The sequence below is a fragment of the Pseudarthrobacter sp. TAF60_1 genome (assembly GCF_052113505.1).
Lineage (GTDB): Bacteria > Actinomycetota > Actinomycetes > Actinomycetales > Micrococcaceae > Arthrobacter.
The window spans coordinates 91,581-109,465 of record NZ_JBFRDI010000012.1; the positions used below are offsets into that span (position 1 = coordinate 91,581).

Below are 17,885 nucleotides of genomic sequence, written 5' to 3' on the forward strand. Positions count from 1 at the left end.
GCAGGCTTGGCATTGGCCTCAGGAGGTGAGGGTCAGCAGCACGGCCTCTGGTTTGCAGGCGATACGGATGGGGGCGAAACGGGAGGTGCCGATGCCGCCCGAGACGTTCACCGGCGTCGTACATCCATCACTTTCCCAGTCATGGAGGCCCTTGGCCCGCCACGTGGGGATGTCGCAGTTGGCCACGAGCGCGCCGTAACCGGGGATGCACAGCTGGCCGCCGTGCGTGTGGCCTGCGAGGAGCAGGTCCGCGCCGGCCTCGGTGAAGTGGTCCAGCACCCGCTGGTAGGGGGCATGGATGACGGCCACACGGAGGTGCGGATCCTGGTCCTGGTTGCGGGTGCCGCGGGGCCAGCCGGCATAACGCTCCCGGTTCAGGTGCGGATCGTCCACGCCGGAGAAGTCGAAGCGGATCCCGCTCAGCACCACTGACTGGTGCCGGTTGGTGAGGTCCACCCAGCCGGCCATGCCGAAACCGGACCGCAGCCGTGGCCAATCCAATTCGACTGGCTTGGGCCTGGCCTTCGAGGGCCCCCGCAGGTAGGACGCGGGGTTCTTCGGGGTGGGGGCGTAGTAGTCGTTGGAACCCGGCACGAACACGCCGGGGAACTCCATCAGCGGGCGCAATGCCTTGAGGAGGGGGTCCACGGCTTTGACATGGCTCAGGTTGTCGCCGGTGTTGACCACCAGGTCCGGCTTCAGCGCTGCAAGCGACTCAAGCCACCGGGCCTTCGTGTCCTGGCCGGGGACGAAGTGGATATCGCTCAGGTGAAGCACCCGGAAGGGGGCCTGACCGGGAGGCAGGATGGGAAGTGTTTCCTCGCGCAGGACAAACTGGTTCTTTTCCCACAGCCCGTATCCGAACGTGCCAAGGCCCGCCGCGGTGCCGGCGGCGGCGGTGACGGCGAAGCCGCGCCCGATGGTTCGAACGCGGCCGGCCAAGTCAGGACTGATAGCCATTGCTGGCTAGCCCTTCTTGTCGCTGTTGCCCGGGCCGTTCGTGGCTGGTGCTGAAGGTGCCGGGGCGGGGGCCGGGGACGACGGCGTGGTCACGGGCGCGTTGGGCGCGCTGGGCGTGCGGGTGGTGGTGCCGTTGACCATGTTTGTCGGCGGTGCGGGGAACGGGTTGGTGCCGTACGCCGGGGCGATCTTGGACATGAAGTTGGAGAACATGGGGCCCGCAATCATGTAACCGTCAATGCCCTGGTAGAACTTGCCGTTGATGGTCACATTCTGGCCTGACCGGCTCTGTGCGCCCAATGGATCGCCATACCACGCCGCCGTGGCCAAGCCAGTGGTGTGGCCCACCACCCAGGTGGACCCGTTGTTATTGGACGTACCCGTCTTGGCGCCGATCGGGAAGCTCGTCTTGGTGGAGATCCGTGGCTGGATCAGAGAGCCGGACCCGCGGTTGAGGACTTCCTGAAGTGCGTAGTTCACGCCGCGCGCAACTTCAGGCTTAATCGCGTCCCGGCAAGCCGTCGACTGGGCCGGCAGGTTCTTGCCGGCATTGTCGGTTACCGACGCGATGGCGATGGGTTCACAGTACTTTCCATCGTTCGCGAACGTCGCGAACGCGCTGGCCATGGTCAGCGGGGAGGTCTGGGTGGAACCGAGCAGGTTGCCCAAGGTGGACATGTCGATCTTGGGGTTCGGGTCACCGTCGGCCGACGGCAGGCCGCTGTGCAGCCCCACGCCGTCCACAACCTTCTGGATTCCACAGAAGTCCAGCTGGGCCGCGGTGGCAAACGTCACCGTATTAATGGAGTTGTACAGGCCCTCCAGCACCGTCAGGGGCCGGTACCACTGGGGTTCGGCGTTTTGCAGGTCATCGGCCGCACCCAGCGCTTTTTCGGCGGTGTTGTAAGCTCCCGTGACCTTGCCGCAGGTGTTTTTCCATGGGAAGTTCAGCGGGTACCGGCGCTGCGCTGCGTTGACCACGGTGTTCATGGTTTTGCCCTCGTTCAACCATTCCGCGAACGTGAACGGCTTCATGGTGGACCCGGGCTGCGCGCCGCCCATGCCGTTGAGGTCGTTGCCGTTCTTGTCCAGCTGATCCACATTGAAGTTCACCTGGGAATCAAACTTGCCGTCGCCGGGCAGGAACGTGGTGTTCTGCGCCATCGTGATGATCTTGCCCGTGTTGGGCTGCACGGAGACCATTGCGGCCCCCCACTTGTCCGGGTTGGCGCCCGCTGAGGCGTTCGCCTGCTCCTGGGCCACTGCCTGGGCCGCGGGATCCAACGTGGTGGTGATGGTCAGGCCGCCACCATAGATGAGCCGCTGGCGCTCCTTGATGTCGGCGCCGTAGGCCGGGTTGTTCTCCAGCAGGTGGAGCACGTAGTCGCAGAAGTACGGGGCGGTGGACGCATAGGCGCAGCCCTGGCGGGCCGGAGTCACCTTGGTCTCAACCGGAGTCGCCACGGCGGCGTCGTGTTCGGCCTGGGTGATCTTGTTCTGGTTCAGCATCAGGCCCAGAACGAGGTCGCGGCGGGCCTTCGAGTTCTCCGGGTTGGTGATCGGGTCGAAGGCTGACGGGCTGTTCACCAGGCCCGCAAGGAGCGCGGCCTGCGGGAGCGTGAGGTCTTTGGCTGTGGTGCTGAAGAAGAACTTGGACGCGGCCTCAATGCCGTAGGCGTCACGGTTGAAGAAGACAATGTTCAGGTAGCCCTCCAGGATCTGATCCTTTGAGAACTCCTTTTCCAAGGCAATGGAAAGCTTCATCTCGCGCAGTTTGTCGCCAACGCCCTTATTGACGCCATTGAGCTTGATGGCCTCTTCATTGCCCTCGGCTGCGAGGTTGGCGTTGAGGACGTTGTTGACGTACTGCTGGGTGATGGTGGAAGCACCCTGCTTGTTGCCCCGGGCAGTGGCCACCAAGGCGCGCATGATGCCGGTGGTGTCCACGCCGCCGTGATCATAGAACCGGCTGTCCTCCACCGCGATGACGGCTTTCTTCATGAACGGCGAAATCTGGTCCAGGCTGACCTTGGTGCGGTTCTCTGAGTAGACGCTGGCGATCTGGCTGCCGTCCGCTGCCAGGATCCGGGTGGTCTGGTTGGGCGGATCCACCTTCAGTTCCGCCGGAAGGGTGTCGAAGAAGTCGATCGAACCGCTCGCCGCGCTGCCTGAAACAGCCGCCGCCGGAACCAACAGGCCCGCCACCAGGACACCACAAATAGCGCTCACGCCAAGGAAGCCAAAAATCTTTCCGAGGGTAGTGGCCGTGTCGAAAATGGGGTTCTTACGAGTCACCATGTTTTCCACTTTACCGGCAAGGACTAGTCTTTCTCTCATGACCAAATGGGAGTATGCGACGATTCCGCTCATTATTCACGCCACAAAGCAGATCTTGGACCAGTGGGGAGAGGATGGCTGGGAGCTCGTCCAGGTAGTCACCGGACCGGACGGCAACGGCCTGGTTGCCTACCTCAAGAGGGAGAAGCAGTAGCAATGAGCACGTCCGCAGAGACCACGTCCGGCGCGGCAGAGGCGCCTATTTCCGCCGTCGAGCAGCGGCTTGCCGAGCTGGGCCTGACCCTTCCGGAGGTGGCCGCCCCGGTGGCCGCCTACGTGCCGGCGGTCATCACCGGCAGCCACGTCTACACGTCCGGGCAGTTGCCGTTTATTAACGGCAAACTCGAAGCAACCGGCAAAGTTTCCACCGGCACTGAGGGCACTTCCGACGAGCCCACGGTGTCCCCTGAGGCCGCAAAAGCCTACGCCGCCGTGTGCGCGGTCAACGCGCTGGCCGCCGTGAAGAGCGTCATAGGTGACCTTGACCGCATCACACGCATCGTCAAGGTGGTGGGCTTCGTTTCGTCGGACCCGTCCTTCACCGGCCAGCCGGGCGTCATCAACGGTGCGTCCGAGCTCCTGGGCCAGGTGTTTGGCGACGCCGGGCAGCACGCCCGTTCCGCCGTCGGCGTCTCGGTTCTTCCGCTCGACTCTCCGGTCGAGGTCGAACTGATCGCTGAATTCAGCTAAGGAACCGGTTCACTCAATTGCCTCAGCTTGCCAGACGCTTGTTCGCCCTCCCTCCTGAGCTTGAAGGGGCGGCCCGAAGCTGGTTCGAACACGGCGAGCGGACTCCGCGTGCCGCCCGCCTGGCATCCTCAGTGGTGCTCCTCCGCGATTCGCCCACCGGCCTGGAGACCTGGTTGGGATACCGGCCAGGCTCCTCGCCGCTCGGCGTTCTCGCCTTCCCGGGGGGTTCTCTGGAGGCGTCCGACAACGACGCCGTCGGCTGGCTGGGCCCGTCACCGCAGCATTGGGCTGAGCAACTGGGAACGGCCGACGTCGGGCTGGCGCGCCGCCACGTGGTGGGCGCCATCCGCGAACTCTTTGAGGAAACCGGGGTGCTCCTGGCTGGTCCGGACATGTCCAATACTGTCGAGGGCACGTCCAGCCACGAATGGATGAAGATCCGGGTGGCCGTCGCCGACCAGGAGAAGACCTTCACCGAGCTGCTCGCCAAGCGTGGACTCTCGGTCCGGACGGACCTGCTGAAACCGCTGGTCAACTGGCGCAGCCCGGACTTCGCCCACCGCCGCTTCGACACCCGGTACTTCGCCGCCACGGTGCCCATGAACCAGCAGCCCAGCCTGCTGGAGGGCAAAGGCGTCTGGGGCCGCTGGGTTTGCGCCACCAAAGCCATCGCCGAACGCGACACCACCGCCCTGGGGGATGAGGTGGGCCGGGAGAACACCGTCGGGCTCACCCTCGGCCAGCTCCTGGTGCCGGGCTCGGAGATCATGCTCGAAAAGATGGCCGCCGCGAACGGCTGCATCGCCTACCTCAGCTACAAGCGGAAGCCCCACGTCTATCAGCCGAAGCTCGTGGAAGAGGACGGCAAGTTGATGCTTGAAGTCGAAGCGGCCAAGACAGTAGCCGGAGACCCCCAGCGCGAACGCTAGCCTCCGATCTGGTGGGTCCGCGGACCGAAAACGGCGATCCTCTGCGGGCTGCTCCTTCTTCGCTCTGACGCACGCTGCCGGATCCCCGTTTTCGGTCCGCTCGCTGACTCCCGCGGCCGGCCCCCTACGCTCTCTCACTTAACGTGGGTATTTGGGCGACGCTCTCTCACTCTCTTGAGGAGAGTGAGAGAGCGTTCGTCGTTTGAGCACATTAACTGAGAGAGCGTCGGTGGTTGGGGGCGCAAAGAAGGCCGGCTCCGATTGTCTCGGGGCCGGCCTTCGTGCGTGTCTATCTGATGAGTCTTAGCGGGAGCGCTGGCGGAGGCGCTGCATGTCCAGGATGACCACGGCGCGGGCTTCGAGGCGGAGCCAGCCGCGCTGGACGAACTCTGCAAGAGCCTTGTTGACCGTCTCGCGGGACGCGCCAACCAGCTGGGCCAGTTCTTCCTGTGTGAGCTCGTGGGCCACCAGGACGCCGTCGGTCGCCGGGCGGCCGAAGCGGTCAGCCAGGTCCAGGAGTGCCTTGGCCACACGGCCCGGGACGTCGGAGAAGACCAGGTCAGACAGCGAATCATTGGTGCGGCGCAGCCGGCGGGCCAGAGCCTGCAGCAGCTGCGCTGAAACCTCGGGGCGGGTCCGGAGCAGCCCGTTAAGGCTCTCGTTCTTCAGGCCCGCGAGGCGGGTCTCGGAGACCGCAGTGGCAGTGGCCGTGCGGGGGCTGGGATCGAACAGGGCCATCTCGCCGAACAGCTCACCCGGCCCAAGGATGGCCAGCAGGGATTCGCGCCCGTCGGGGGACGTGCGGCCCAACTTCACCTTGCCGGAGACGATGAAGTAGAGCTGATCACCCTGGTCGCCCTCGCGGAATACCGATGCACCGCGGGAAAGGTCCACCTCAGTCAGCTCATCGGTCAGCAACCGGAATGCTTCGTCGTCAAGCGTGGCGAATAGTGGTGCTCGGCGCAGTACCTCGATGTCCATGAAATCTCCCATATAAAAAAGTGTCGGCTGTGGCGCTTTTGCCATTGTTTCAGAATTTTCAACGTTCTGTGACGTACTTGGCAGCGGAAACGCCGCTGGATGCGTTGACGCAGGCCAGCCGGTAGCTGTGCCGGTGGCTGTGGGAGCAGCTTTTACCTCGTGGAGCGGCGGCATCCATCAGCCTCGGGCACCCCAGCGAAGAATGTCAGTGGACGGCACTAGAATTGGGACTCAACCGTATTAGAGGAGCGTCAGTGTTTGGCTTGACCGTTCTGGACCTGGCGCTGATCCTGGCACTGCTGTCCTACCTGATCTATGGCCTGCGCAACGGCTTCCTGGTCACGCTCGGCGGGATCGCGGGTTTCGCCGCGGGCGCCGTGGCTGCCTTCTTTGCAGTACCGTTGGTCAGCGAGTTCGTGGACGACTCCGGGTGGAGGTTGACCGCCATCGTGGCCGCCGCCGTCGTACTGATGGCCACGGGGCATGGCTTGGGGACCATGATCGGGCGGCAGATCCGCGGCGCCGTGCGGGTCCAGCCACTGCGCGCGGTGGACCGCCTGGTCGGGGGCGCCGTCAATGTGGTGGTGTCAGCACTGGTGATGTCCATGCTCGCGTTCAGCGTCAGCTCCCTTGGCGTTCCCTTTGTGTCGCAGCAGCTGGCCGAGTCCAAGGTGATCCGCTACATCGACGGACTGACGCCAGTGCCGGTGAAGGCCAGCCTCGCGCAGCTGCGTTCGACGGTGATCGGCAACGGCATCCCCACGCTGATTGAAGGCCTTGGCCAGGGGCCTCAAGTGTCCGTGCCTAATGCCAGCACTAACACGCCGGCCCTGAACCGGGCAGGCGAATCGGTCCTGAAAATCGCCGGAACGGCCTATCAGTGCGGCCAGAACCAGACCGGCACCGGCTTCGTGGTTTCCCCCGGACGGGTTGTGACCAACGCCCATGTGGTGGCGGGCGTGTCGCAGCCGGTGGTGGAGATCCCCAACGGCGGAGCGATGCCCGGGCGCGTGGTCTATTTCGACACCCGGCACGACGTCGCCGTGCTGGCTGTCGACGGCTTGCCGTCCGAACCGCTGGCCCTGACGTCGGACCTTCCAAACGGCAGCCAGGCTGCCTTCGCCGGCTATCCCCACGGCGGTCCGTTCAAGTCCAACCCCGCCACTGTCCAGGACATCGCCTCGGTCCTGGTGCCCGATATCTATGGACAGAACCCGGCCCCTGAGAACATTTACCGGCTGGCCGGGGACGTCCAGCCCGGGAACTCCGGCGGACCGCTTCTGACTACGGACGGCCAGGTGGCCGGCGTCATCTTCGCCAAGGCAACCTCCGACGCCGAAATGGGCTTCGCTATCACTATGGATGACCTCTATCCGGTGGCATCGCAGGCTGCCGGCTTCAGTTCGCCCGTTTCCTCGGGGCAGTGCATCCAGAAGTAGCAGCCCACTCGGAACCGGCGGGCCTGAGTTAAAGGGCTTCGGCCAGGTAGTCGATGGCGAGCTTGTACCCGAACACGCCGGCTCCCACGATCACCGCTGCGCATACCGGCGACAGGTAGGAGTGGTGGCGGAATTCCTCACGCTGATGCACGTTGGTGATGTGCACTTCGACGGCGGGCAGCTGCACCGCGGCCAGGGCGTCGCGCAGTGCAACTGACGTGTGGGTGAAGGCACCCGCGTTCAGGACGATGCCGACGGCGTTGGTGCGGGCCGCGTGGATGACGTCCAGCAGGACGCCCTCGTGGTTGGACTGGACGCATTCAACGTCGAACCCGTGGGCCTCAGCGGCGTTGGCGGCAAGCCGTTCGACGTCGGCGAGCGTTGAGGTGCCGTATTTTTCCGGCTCGCGCGTCCCCAGCAGGTTGAGGTTGGGGCCGTTGATCACCAGGATAGTGCCGCGCCGGCTGGCGTCGTGGCCAGCGGGAGAAGTGGAGTCGGAGGCGGGGGAAGCGGCATCAGTCATGGCTCCAATCTACCCGCCGCATTCTGCACGATCATTCGGGCCGGCCGGGTCCACAGGACCGGATTTCCGGCGCCCGCGGACTGCGGCACGTGAATGATGGCGCAGAATCCGACACGACGAAGGAAAACAGGCTTCCTAGGCCGCGATCCGGACCTTGCCGACGCGCTCCCCGAGGATCCGTTGCGCGTCCGCGCCCAGGCGTGCGTCGCTGATGACTTCGTCCGCTTCGTCCAGGGCCGCGATGGTGCTGATGCCCTGAAGCCCCCATTTGGTGTGGTCGGCCAAAACCACCACCTTCCGCGCCGCCGTCACAAATGCGCGGTCCGTCTCGGCTTCCAGAAGATTCGGGGTGGTAAAGCCGGCATCAGCGTCCATGCCGTGCACGCCCAGGAACAGCACGTCCAGGTGCAACTGCCTCAGCGCCGCCGTAGCAATGGGTCCTACCAATGCGTCCGACGGCGTGCGTTCGCCCCCGATGAGAATCACCGTGGAGGCAAACCGGGCCGGGCCGGGGGACGCGTGGTGGAAAACGTCGGCGATGCGCACGGAGTTGGTGACCACGGTGATCCGCGGACCGTTGACCAGTTCCTTGGCAAGAGCCCAAGTGGTGGTTCCGGCGCTGAATCCCACGGCCATGCCTTCGTGGACCAAGCCGGCCGCCGCCAAGGCAATCGCTCGTTTCTCAGCCGTCAATTGGGTGGACTTGAGTTCAAAGCCCGGCTCGTGCGTGCTGACATCGCCGGGAAGCTTGGCGCCGCCGTGGATGCGCTCCAGCCGCCCGCCTTCCTCCAGCAACTCAATGTCCCGCCGCACAGTCATCAGCGAAACCCCCAACTGCTGAGCCAAGTCAGAGACCCGAACAACCCGCTCCCGCTGAACGGCGCTCACAATCGCTTCGTGGCGTGCAGCAGCAAGCATCGAAAAATCCTTCAAGCCGGGGGACTGGGCTGCAACAAGTGTAGGGGTACCTACCCCGCGCGCGGCGAGGGAGGTGGCAGACAGGGAAGATCGGTTATCCGGAAGCGTGCGTCAGAGCGAGGTACGAGCAGCACGCGGAGGATGGCCGATCTTCCCTGTCACCGAGGCACCTACTTACGCAGCGACGCCGCGATCTGTGCCATGACGGTGTTGTCGGCCAGGGTGGTGGCGTCGCCTGGGTCGCGGCCTTCGGCGACGTCTTTGAGGAGGCGGCGCATGATCTTGCCGGAGCGGGTCTTGGGCAGTTCCGGGACCACGAGGATGGTTTTCGGTTTGGCGATGGGGCCGATTTCCTTGCCGACGTGGTTGCGGAGTTCCTGGACGATGGCGTCGCCCGAGTCCACGGCGTCCCCGCGGAGGATGACGAACGCGACGACGGCCTGGCCGGTGGTCTCGTCCGCGGCGCCCACGACGGCGGCTTCGGCCACGGCGGGGTGGGAGACGAGGGCGGATTCGATTTCGGTGGTGGAGAGGCGGTGCCCGGAGACGTTCATGACGTCGTCCACGCGGCCCAGGAGCCAGATGTCGCCGTCTTCGTCCTTCTTGGCGCCGTCGCCGGCGAAGTACATGGTTTCGAACCGGGACCAGTAGGTGTCCTTGAACCGTTCGGGGTCGCCCCAGATGCCGCGGAGCATGGCGGGCCAGGGTTCGCGGATCACCAGGAACCCGCCGTGGCCGTTGGGCACGGACTCGCCCATCTCGTCCACGACGTCCACGGCGATGCCGGGCAGCGGAACCTGGGCGGAGCCGGGCTTGGTGGCGGTCACGCCGGGCAGCGGGGCGATCATCTGGGCGCCGGTTTCGGTCTGCCACCAGGTGTCCACGATCGGCGCCGGGTGCTCTTTCTTTTCGCCGTTCTTGCCGGCGTTGGCGCCGATGACGTCCCGGTACCACATCCACGCTTCGGGGTTGATGGATTCACCCACCGAGCCGAGCACACGGATCGAGGAGAGGTCGTACTTGTCCGGGATGTCCCGGCCCCACTTCATGAACGTCCGGATCGCGGTGGGGGCGGTGTAAAGGATGGAGACCTTGTATTTTTCGATGATCTCCCACCAGCGGCCCTGGTGCGGGGAATCCGGGGTGCCCTCATACATGACCTGCGTGGCGCCGTTGATGAGCGGGGCGTAGGCGACGTAGGAGTGGCCGGTGACCCAGCCGACGTCGGCCGTGCACCAGTACACGTCCGTTTCGGGGTGCAGGTCGAACACTGCCTTGTGGGTGTAGGCGCCTTGGGTGAGGTAGCCGCCGGTGGTGTGCAGGATGCCCTTGGGCTTACCCGTGGTTCCGGAGGTGTAGAGGATGAAGAGCGGGTGCTCGGAGTCATGCCCGACGGCGGTGTGCTGGTTCGAGGCGGCCCCGACGGTGTCCGCCCACCAATGGTCCCGGTCCTCGTGCCAGTCCACGTTCTGGCCGTTGCGCTTGACCACCACAACGTTCTGAACGGTGTGCTCACCCTCGTGCGAGAGTGCCTCGTCCACGGCGGCCTTCAAGGGGCTGGGCTTGCCCCGCCGGTAGGTACCGTCGGCAGTGACCACGAGTTTGGCTTCAGCGTCGTCGATGCGGGAGCGGAGGGCTTCCGCGGAGAACCCGCCGAACACCACAGAGTGCACGGCGCCGATACGGGCGCATGCCAGCAGCGTGATCACAGCTTCGGGAATCATGGGCAGGTAGACAGCCACACGGTCGCCCTTTTCCACGCCGAGGGACTCGAAAGCGTTGGCTGCCTTCTTCACCTCGTCGGTGAGCTGGGCGTAGGTGTAGGTGCGGGTGTCGCCGGGTTCGCCCTCGAAGTAGATGGCCACCCGGTCGCCCAGGCCGTTTTCCACGTGCCGGTCCAGGGCGTTGTAGGCCGCGTTGACCTCACCGCCCACGAACCACTTCGCGAACGGCGGGTTGGACCAGTCCAGAGCCTGGTCGAAGTCTTTGCTCCAGGTCAGCAGCTCGCGGGCCTGCCGTGCCCAGAAGGCCGGACGGTCGGCGTCGGCCTCGGCGTAATCGGCTGCGGTGACAACGGCGTCGGCGGCGAATTCCGGGGTGGGGGCAAACTTACGGTTCTCCTGCAGCAGGTTTTCAAAAGCATCGCCCTGCTGGCCGCCGTTTGCGGTGGTGGCAGGAGCAGTGACAGTGGAGCCGGGAGTGTCCTGGGACATGTGAACCTCATCATTCATCGGTCTTTGCTGCGGGGCATGCACCGTGGCCGGGCCGCCGCCGGTTCTCCCCCGGGGCGGTGGCCGATCACGGGCGTTCCGCAAAGAGCTGTTCCAGAATCAAGACTAATGCTTCAGCCGGACCCGAGTGTGTGCGCTGTCACATATGTGCACTGAACGGCATTTATTTAGCGGTGAATGGTTACGGAACGGCGAGCGGTGCGCGCCCTCCGCTCGCCGTTCAGCTAGTGATCGGCCATGCGGATGACTAGGCTGAGATTGGATTGTGACTTTCTACGGAGCTGCCCGATCCGGTGCATCACTGCCCGGGACCGGCGGCTGCCGCCGTTCCGGACGGCACAGTTGTTGGGGCGGAACCGTCCCGTGCCGCCACGCTTAGGAGAACAGAATGAACCAGCAAATCGTCGGCCAGAACCTTGGCCGTGCAACGGAGGCAGAGTCTCACGCGACCGAGGGGAGCGGGGCAGTAAAGGATCCCCAGCGGCCCGCAGGCGCCAAGCCCGGCACCACCAATCAGGCGGTACTGGGCCCCTTCACCATCCGGGACCTGACGGTTTTCGCCGGCACCTTGGTCCTCCTTGTCGCCTCGCTGCTCCCGATCTTCTTCGGCCGGTTCAACCTCTGGAACGCAGGCAGCCTGTTTTTCCTTGGCCTGGGCATTGTGCTGCCGCTGATCGTCACCGCCCTTTTCGCCGCCCGCCGGCTGGCCCCCGGAACGAAGGTCCGCATCGGGTCGCTGTCCGTTGACCAGTTCGCCTCCGTTGTGGCGTCCTTCGCCTTGGCATTCTTTTTTGTTTCCGCCGCCGCTGCCTACGTCCCGAGCCTCCTCGTAGGCCTGGCGGGCTCCGTGATCCTCTTCGCCGCGACTGTGCTGGGCCGTTTCATCCCGTTCTTCTCCGGTGACTTCCTGGGACGCGACGAAACGACTGCCCACATTGTGGCCCGCGAATCGGCCGTCCCGCTGCCCAAACCGCATACGCCCAAGGAACCCAAGCCCGCTGCCGGAGCTGAGTCCGGATCCAAGCGCGGCTTCGGCATCCCTGCCGGACTGTGGCCGTCCAACCGTTCCGGTTCGGCCGCGAATGCAGGTTCCGCGCCTGTTGCTTCGGCGCCCGCCGCTGGTGCTGCTGCCGGTACGGCCGCTCCGGCAGCTGCCGCGGTCTCCTCGGCCCCTGAGGTCAGGGAATGGACTGCGGCCGGTGACCCGACCCCGGCAACGCAGGCCGCCGACGTCGTTCCTTCAGCTTCGCCGGCGAACGCCCGCCCGGCGTCCGCCGCGGAGGAGACCATGCTGGGTGACATCCCGGCCGCCGCCGCTCCGGCTGATCACGCTGCAGAATCCGCTCCCGCTGGGGCGCCGGGTCCCGAGGCAGTGCTCGACGGCGGCGCGCAGGTGCCTGCCCCGGCCCGCCAGGCTGCCGCCGAACCCGCCGCCACGGCCGTCCACCAGCAGGTGCAGAGAACAGAGCCCATCGGCGCAACCGTCGACCCGGCCAGCCGGCCCGAAGAATCGGGCGAGCCGGTGCACGAGGCGTTCTGGTTTGCCGTGGCGCAGCACCGGACCGCCGTCGACCCCCGGACCGGTGCCCCGGCATTCGTGATCGAACCCGGCGGCTGGGTGCTGGCCCTCGAGGACCGCGGCCACGAATTCCTCGTCCAGCACACCGACGGACGGGTGGGCGTGCTGCGCGACCTCAGCAACATCGAGCGCGGCTAGACCGGTCACGTGGCCACCTCCCGTACGGCCGGGGCCGCTGCCGAGTCCCTGCTGGCGTTGAAGCGCCGGGCGCGGCGGATCGACAGGGCCTTGGCGGAGAAGTACCCTTACGCCCACGCCGAGCTTGATTTCCGGAACCCGTTCGAACTGGTCGTGGCCACGGTCCTGTCCGCGCAGACCACCGATGTGCTGGTCAACCAGGTCACCAAAATCCTCTTCGCCAAGTACCCGGATGCCCGTGCCATGTCCGAAGCCGAGCCGGCCGACCTGGAAGCGATCCTGCAGCCCACCGGCTTCTTCCGGGCCAAGACAAAAAATGTGCTGGCGCTGAGCAACCGCCTGGTGGACGAGTACAACGGCGAGGTGCCCGGCCGGCTGGAAGAGCTGGTGACACTTCCCGGCGTCGGACGTAAAACCGCCAATGTGGTACTGGGCAACGCCTTCGGTGTCCCCGGCATTACCGTTGACACGCACTTCGGCCGGCTGGCGCGGCGTTTCGGCTGGACCCAGTCCGAGGATCCGGTGCAGGTCGAGTACGACGTCGCCGAGCTGTTCGAACCCAGGGACTGGACCATGCTGTCGCACCGGGTGGTGTTCCACGGCCGCCGGGTATGCCACTCCCGCAAGCCGGCGTGTGGCGCCTGTCCGGTGGCCAACTGGTGCCCAAGCTACGGGCTCGGCGAGACCGATCCCGTCAAGGCAGCCAAGCTCCTCAAATACGAGCTCGCGCCCGGAAACGAGGCCCTCCTGGAACAGCTGCTGGCGGAAACCCACCGGGCCGCGGAAATACGGATGGAATCACAAAGGCGGCTCCCATGAGTGCGCGCCAGGACCTGATCGACCTGGTGCAGAGATCGGACAACGGCGACGTCACCCCGCCCAACACCTCATGGGCCGCGCTGACCGTGGATGAAACCATAGCCCGGAAGGCAGCCGTCCTGATGCTGTTCGGCGTGCTGGACGATGTTCCGGCCGTCTCCAGCAAGCCATTGGCCGCCGCGGACCTGGACGTGCTGCTGCTTGAACGCGCGCACACCCTGGGCTCGCACCCGGGCCAGGTAGCTTTCCCTGGCGGCGGCATCGACGACGGCGAAACCCCGGTAGCTGCGGCACTGCGGGAAGCCGAAGAGGAAACCGGGCTCGACTCAGCAGGAGTCGAGGTCCTGGGGAGCCTGCAGGAGCTTGGACTCGCCCGCAGCAACTTCCTGGTGACGCCCGTGCTCGGATGGTGGGCTTCGCCGTCGCCCGTGCACGTGGTGGACTACGGTGAATCCGCCCAGGTCTTCCGGGTCCCCGTCCGTGACCTCCTGGACCCGGTCAACCGGGTCACGGCCACAGTCGGCCGTGACGGCAGGACCTTCAGCAGCCCTGCCTTCACCGTCTGCGGCGTGCTGGTGTGGGGCTTCACCGGGATCATCCTCGATGGCCTTTTCGAACAGCTGGGCTGGGCGGTTCCGTGGGACCGGAGCCGCGTACACCAGGTGGCGTTCTAGCGCCGGCCTAACTGGGTTGCGGTTTGTTGCGCAGGTCCACCACAATGCCGGTGGCGGCGTTTTCACGTAATGCCCTGATGCCGTCTTTCACTGCACCGAGGTGCTTGAAATCGGGCGATACGGCCACAATATTGCCGTTCTTGTCAGTGAGCCTGAAACGATAGGCGGCATCGCCTACTCGATGAATTTCAAACCTGCCGGGCATGATCCGGACCTCCCCTAAATGCGTCATTGCACGTTTAGCCCCAACCCTTTGCATAAGCGGGGCTTCCCTGACTGTAACCATGGTCACTTCGCAGAACCAGCTACTGCCGGGTAGGTTACTTCGGGCTACTTTGCGTTGTCGTACGAGTCCACCACGGCCACGCTGACCGGGAATTCCACTGGGATGGGGCCGAACAGCAGCTCCTTTGCAGCAGCGGCTGCTTCCTCGATCACGCGGATGCAGGCGGTAACGCCCGCCTCCGGGGCGTGGACCATCACCTCGTCGTGCAGGAAGAAGACTAGTTCCGCCTGCACGGAGCCGTCGGCACGCAGGGCCCGCAACCGCCGTCGTAATTCGGCCAGCCAGCATGCCGCCCAGTCGGCGGCGGAGCCCTGCACCACAAAGTTCCGCGTGAACCGGCCGCGGGAACGGGCGATTGATTCCGCGCGGCGCTGCTCCTCCGCAGTGGCCGACTGCTGGCTCCGGAACCAGTGTTCCGACGGCGGCGGGCTGCTGCGGCCAAGCCGTGTGGTCACGGTGCCGCCGGCCTCACCCTCCCGGGCAGCCTGCTCCACAAAGCCAACGGCGTGCGGGTATGTCCGTGCCAGTTGTGGCATGAGGCGTCCTGATTCTCCCGTCGTGGCGCCGTAGATGGCGCCCAGAAGGGCCGTTTTGGCCTTGGCGCGATCGCCGCCGAAGCCCTGGGCGGCAATGCCTGCGTACAGGTCCTTATCGCGCGCGGCCGCGGCCATTTTGGAGTCCTGCGCGAGGGCCACCAGGACGCGGGGTTCCAGCTGGGACGCGTCGGCGACGATGAGTTTGTGGCCGGGCTCGGCATGGACGGCGCCGCGGATCTGGCGCGGAATCTGCAGGGCACCGCCGCCGCGGGAGGCCCAGCGCCCGGACACCACGCCACCCACCACGTATTCGGGCCGGAAGCGGCCGTTGTTCACCCATGCGTCCAGCCAGGCCCACCCGTTGGCGCTGTGCAGGCGTGAAAGTTTTTTATAGGCGAGGAGAGGCTCGATGGCTGGATGGCTGGACTCCATCAGCTCCCACTGCCGCGTGCTTTTGACCTCAATCCCGTTGCGGTGCAGGGCGCGCATCAGTTCCTGCGGCGAATCCGGGTTCAGCGCGGGGGAGTTCAGGAGACCCCGCAGTTCGCTGTTCAGTGCTTCAAGCTTCGCTGGCCGGTGGCCTGGCTGCGGGCGTGGCCCAAGATAGTCGGCCAGGATCTGCTCATGCAGGTCCGGCCGCCACGGAACACCGGCGTGCTGCATCTCCGCGGCGATCATGGCACCGGCGGATTCGGCGGCGAGCAGCAATTGCAGCCGCTTCCGCTTGTTCTGTTCCGGGGTTGCGTCTGCCAGGGCCGCCTGTTGCGCGGCATACTCCGCACGCAGTTCCGCCAGGGTGTGGCGGGGCGCCCGCTGCCGGACGTCCTCAAACAGTGCGCCCTGGTCCGCTGGCGGGGGCGGCGGCTGGAGGGTACGAGGCGGCTCCAGCGTATCGTCCAGCGTCGCTTTTTCGGCGTTCTGCGCGTATTCGGTGTGGGCGGTGAACTGCGAATACGCCAGGATGGTGCCGCAGAGGCTCAGGTCGTAGCAGCGCTCCACGTCCACTCCGGCTGCCAGGAGTGCGGGATACCAGTCCTGGGTGCGCTGCCAGATCCAGCGGGGTGCGGCCTCCCGTGGCCGGGTTTCGAAACGGCGTACGACGCCGGGCAGCTCGCCTGCGCTGATCAGCCGCGGTTCGGGGCGGTCCGGGTGCGGATCTCCCGCCTGGGTGACCTGCTGGAGGGCAGCGCCGTTGGAGTGGGCGGCGAGCAGCAGGTACATGGGTTCAATTCTGCCCTGCGGGGAGGATGTTGGCGTACGGCCCTCGTCAACTTTTGTTGACGAGCAGTTGTGCGTCAACTAATGTTGACGCCATGGAGGTGGACCGGATGAAGACGCTGGTGGCATCAATGGACGGGAAAGGCCCCGCCGAAGCGCTGTACGCAGTGGCTGAACTGCAGAAGGAAGTAGGGCGCGCGGAAGCTTCCCTGGTCCGCAAGGCCCGGCAGGCCGGCCTCTCCTGGGAGGCGATCGCCCTGTGCCTTGGGGTCAGTAAGCAGGCCGTCCACCGCAAATACGGAAAGCAATAGCCGGCTACACGGAAACAGATGCCGCCTTGCCCGAGGATCTGAGGTTATCCACATAGCGCGGCATGCCACTGTTGCTCCGACGAACTGCGCTGGAGAGTTGCTCCATGAGCAGGCACCAGCTATCGCCGTCCCCTTCCGAACAGCCCGCGCCCCACATGTCCCGGGCCCGGCCGTCGCCTACGCGCGGGGCCGCATCCGGGAGGCCTGCCTCTGGCGCGCCCAGTACAAGCCTGGTTGGGGAGGCATGGCTGCCGGATTCTGCTGCCGCTGAAGTACTGCTGGTGACGGGCTACGACTTCCTGCAGGGCGAAGTGGAACAGATTGTGGCTGCGGCCGGGGGCCAGCTGAGGGTGGTGGCCGACGTCGCCGATGCCGCCAAGTACTGGGATTCCGCGGCTGCCGTGCTGGTGGGAAGCGATGTCCGGGAGTTGCCGCCGCGGCGCCGTGCACCCGCGGTGCTGGTGGGTTTGAATGGTGAGGGGGACAGCCTCTGGCATCTCGCCGCGGCCCTAGGGGCGGAGCGCGTAGCGGTGCTTCCGGATGCCGGGGCATGGCTGGCCGAGTACTTAAGCAGGTCGCGCTCGCCGGAGACGGGCGGTCTGGTCCTGGGAATCACCGGGGGCTGCGGCGGGGCCGGTGCCACCACATCCGCCATTTGGATCGCCCAAGCGGCAGCCGCCCTGGGAGTCCGGGTATTGCTGGTTGACGGGGACCCTTGGGGCGGCGGTTTGGAACTGGCCCTGGCGGCCGAGGAGACGCCCGGTCTGCGCTGGCCTGACCTGTCCGGAGCCAGTGGCAGCATCGATCCGGAGCAGCTGGCTGATTCGCTGCCGGTGGTCGGAGGGTTTTCTTTCCTGTCCTGGCCCGGCAGCCGGGGTCGCACAGTACCCGTTGACGCCACCACCGCCGCCGGGGTCCTGGATGCTGCCCGGCGCGGCTATGAACTGGTGGTGGTGGACATCGGCCGCGGTGCCGAGCCGGTGCAATTGTTCGCCTGGGACTGCGATCGGCTCCTTCTGGTGGTGCCGGCCCAGCTGAAGGCCGCGGTGGCGACTGCCCGACTCCTTCATGAGCTTCCGCCGGTTGAGGCGGCCCTGCTGGTCCGGGGCAAGGCCGGAGCGGCGCTGGACGGCGGCCTGATAGCCGACGCCGTAGGGTTGCCCGTCCACGGCCGGGTTCCGGAGCTGCGTGGAGTCACCGGCGCCGTTGAGAATGGGCGGCTTCTTGACCTTGGAAAACGGCGCAGTGTCAGGCACTTCGCCGCGTCGGTGCTTGATTTGGTGGACGGCGAAATCCCCATCGGAGACGTGCCGTGA

At 65.9% G+C, this 17,885-nt stretch carries 17 protein-coding genes; 9 read left to right on the forward strand and 8 right to left on the reverse strand.

Features of this window, described 5'->3' with window-relative positions; translation table 11 throughout:
* Window positions 1–18 precede the first annotated feature (18 nt).
* Window positions 19–960 (reverse strand): metallophosphoesterase, encoded by a 942-nt coding sequence (locus AB4Y73_RS14450; RefSeq protein WP_441872570.1) that lies wholly within the window; start codon window positions 958–960, stop codon window positions 19–21.
* 6 nt (window positions 961–966) lie between these two features.
* Window positions 967–3,258 (reverse strand): transglycosylase domain-containing protein, encoded by a 2,292-nt coding sequence (locus AB4Y73_RS14455; protein WP_441872571.1) that lies wholly within the window; start codon window positions 3,256–3,258, stop codon window positions 967–969.
* 37 nt (window positions 3,259–3,295) lie between these two features.
* On the opposite strand from AB4Y73_RS14455, the gene AB4Y73_RS14460 reads away from it, so the two are divergent.
* Genes AB4Y73_RS14460 through AB4Y73_RS14470 form a run of 3 tightly spaced genes read left to right on the forward strand, consistent with a single transcriptional unit; the run spans window position 3,296 to window position 4,916 of the window.
* Entirely contained in the window at window positions 3,296–3,451 is a 156-nt protein-coding gene (locus tag AB4Y73_RS14460; protein ID WP_011693223.1) for a DUF4177 domain-containing protein, read from the forward strand.
* A 2-nt stretch (window positions 3,452–3,453) separates the two neighbouring features.
* Complete coding sequence (locus AB4Y73_RS14465) at window positions 3,454–3,987, forward strand: RidA family protein (RefSeq protein WP_441872572.1); 534 nt, start codon at window positions 3,454–3,456, stop codon at window positions 3,985–3,987.
* A 17-nt stretch (window positions 3,988–4,004) separates the two neighbouring features.
* Complete coding sequence (locus AB4Y73_RS14470; RefSeq protein WP_441872573.1) at window positions 4,005–4,916, forward strand: NUDIX hydrolase; 912 nt, start codon at window positions 4,005–4,007, stop codon at window positions 4,914–4,916.
* Between the two features lie 303 nt (window positions 4,917–5,219).
* On the opposite strand, the gene AB4Y73_RS14475 is transcribed toward AB4Y73_RS14470, so the two are convergent.
* Complete coding sequence (locus AB4Y73_RS14475; RefSeq protein ID WP_123254700.1) at window positions 5,220–5,897, reverse strand: Crp/Fnr family transcriptional regulator; 678 nt, start codon at window positions 5,895–5,897, stop codon at window positions 5,220–5,222.
* A 254-nt stretch (window positions 5,898–6,151) separates the two neighbouring features.
* Here AB4Y73_RS14475 and AB4Y73_RS14480 point away from each other — a divergent pair, with 254 nt between their 5' ends.
* Window positions 6,152–7,336, forward strand: coding sequence for a MarP family serine protease (locus AB4Y73_RS14480; protein ID WP_441872574.1), 1,185 nt, complete (start codon window positions 6,152–6,154; stop codon window positions 7,334–7,336).
* 28 nt (window positions 7,337–7,364) lie between these two features.
* Here the strand turns inward: AB4Y73_RS14480 and aroQ are convergent, their stop codons facing one another.
* From aroQ to acs, 3 genes are all read right to left on the reverse strand, one after another.
* Window positions 7,365–7,859: a type II 3-dehydroquinate dehydratase gene (gene aroQ, locus AB4Y73_RS14485; protein WP_441872575.1), complete on the reverse strand. Its 495-nt coding sequence runs from the start codon at window positions 7,857–7,859 to the stop codon at window positions 7,365–7,367.
* A gap of 135 nt (window positions 7,860–7,994) precedes the next feature.
* Window positions 7,995–8,777, reverse strand: a complete 783-nt coding sequence (locus AB4Y73_RS14490) for a DeoR/GlpR family DNA-binding transcription regulator (protein WP_441872576.1) — start codon at window positions 8,775–8,777, stop codon at window positions 7,995–7,997.
* A 170-nt stretch (window positions 8,778–8,947) separates the two neighbouring features.
* Window positions 8,948–10,990 (reverse strand): acetate--CoA ligase, encoded by a 2,043-nt coding sequence (gene acs / locus AB4Y73_RS14495; protein WP_441872623.1) that lies wholly within the window; start codon window positions 10,988–10,990, stop codon window positions 8,948–8,950.
* Between the two features lie 406 nt (window positions 10,991–11,396).
* Between acs and AB4Y73_RS14500 the strand changes: the two genes are divergently transcribed.
* The 3 genes from AB4Y73_RS14500 to AB4Y73_RS14510 are packed head-to-tail and all read left to right on the forward strand — an operon-like array spanning window position 11,397 to window position 14,218.
* A complete protein-coding gene (locus tag AB4Y73_RS14500) occupies window positions 11,397–12,725 on the forward strand; it encodes a hypothetical protein (protein ID WP_441872577.1) in 1,329 nt (442 codons plus the stop codon).
* 9 nt (window positions 12,726–12,734) lie between these two features.
* Window positions 12,735–13,544 (forward strand): endonuclease III, encoded by an 810-nt coding sequence (gene nth / locus AB4Y73_RS14505; RefSeq protein WP_441872578.1) that lies wholly within the window; start codon window positions 12,735–12,737, stop codon window positions 13,542–13,544.
* Window positions 13,541–14,218, forward strand: coding sequence for an NUDIX hydrolase (locus AB4Y73_RS14510; protein WP_441872579.1), 678 nt, complete (start codon window positions 13,541–13,543; stop codon window positions 14,216–14,218). The genes nth and AB4Y73_RS14510 overlap by 4 nt, the downstream gene beginning before the upstream one ends.
* A 7-nt stretch (window positions 14,219–14,225) precedes the next feature.
* Here the strand turns inward: AB4Y73_RS14510 and AB4Y73_RS14515 are convergent, their stop codons facing one another.
* Window positions 14,226–14,423, reverse strand: coding sequence for a YegP family protein (locus AB4Y73_RS14515; RefSeq protein ID WP_441872580.1), 198 nt, complete (start codon window positions 14,421–14,423; stop codon window positions 14,226–14,228).
* Between the two features lie 125 nt (window positions 14,424–14,548).
* Window positions 14,549–16,261, reverse strand: a complete 1,713-nt coding sequence (locus AB4Y73_RS14520) for a bifunctional 3'-5' exonuclease/DNA polymerase (protein WP_441872581.1) — start codon at window positions 16,259–16,261, stop codon at window positions 14,549–14,551.
* A gap of 92 nt (window positions 16,262–16,353) precedes the next feature.
* On the opposite strand from AB4Y73_RS14520, the gene AB4Y73_RS14525 reads away from it, so the two are divergent.
* The gene (locus AB4Y73_RS14525; protein WP_441872582.1) at window positions 16,354–16,569 is read left to right on the forward strand and encodes an AsnC family protein; all 216 of its coding nucleotides are present in this window, start codon (window positions 16,354–16,356) and stop codon (window positions 16,567–16,569) included.
* 104 nt (window positions 16,570–16,673) lie between these two features.
* Entirely contained in the window at window positions 16,674–17,885 is a 1,212-nt protein-coding gene (gene ssd, locus AB4Y73_RS14530) for a septum site-determining protein Ssd (protein WP_441872583.1), read from the forward strand.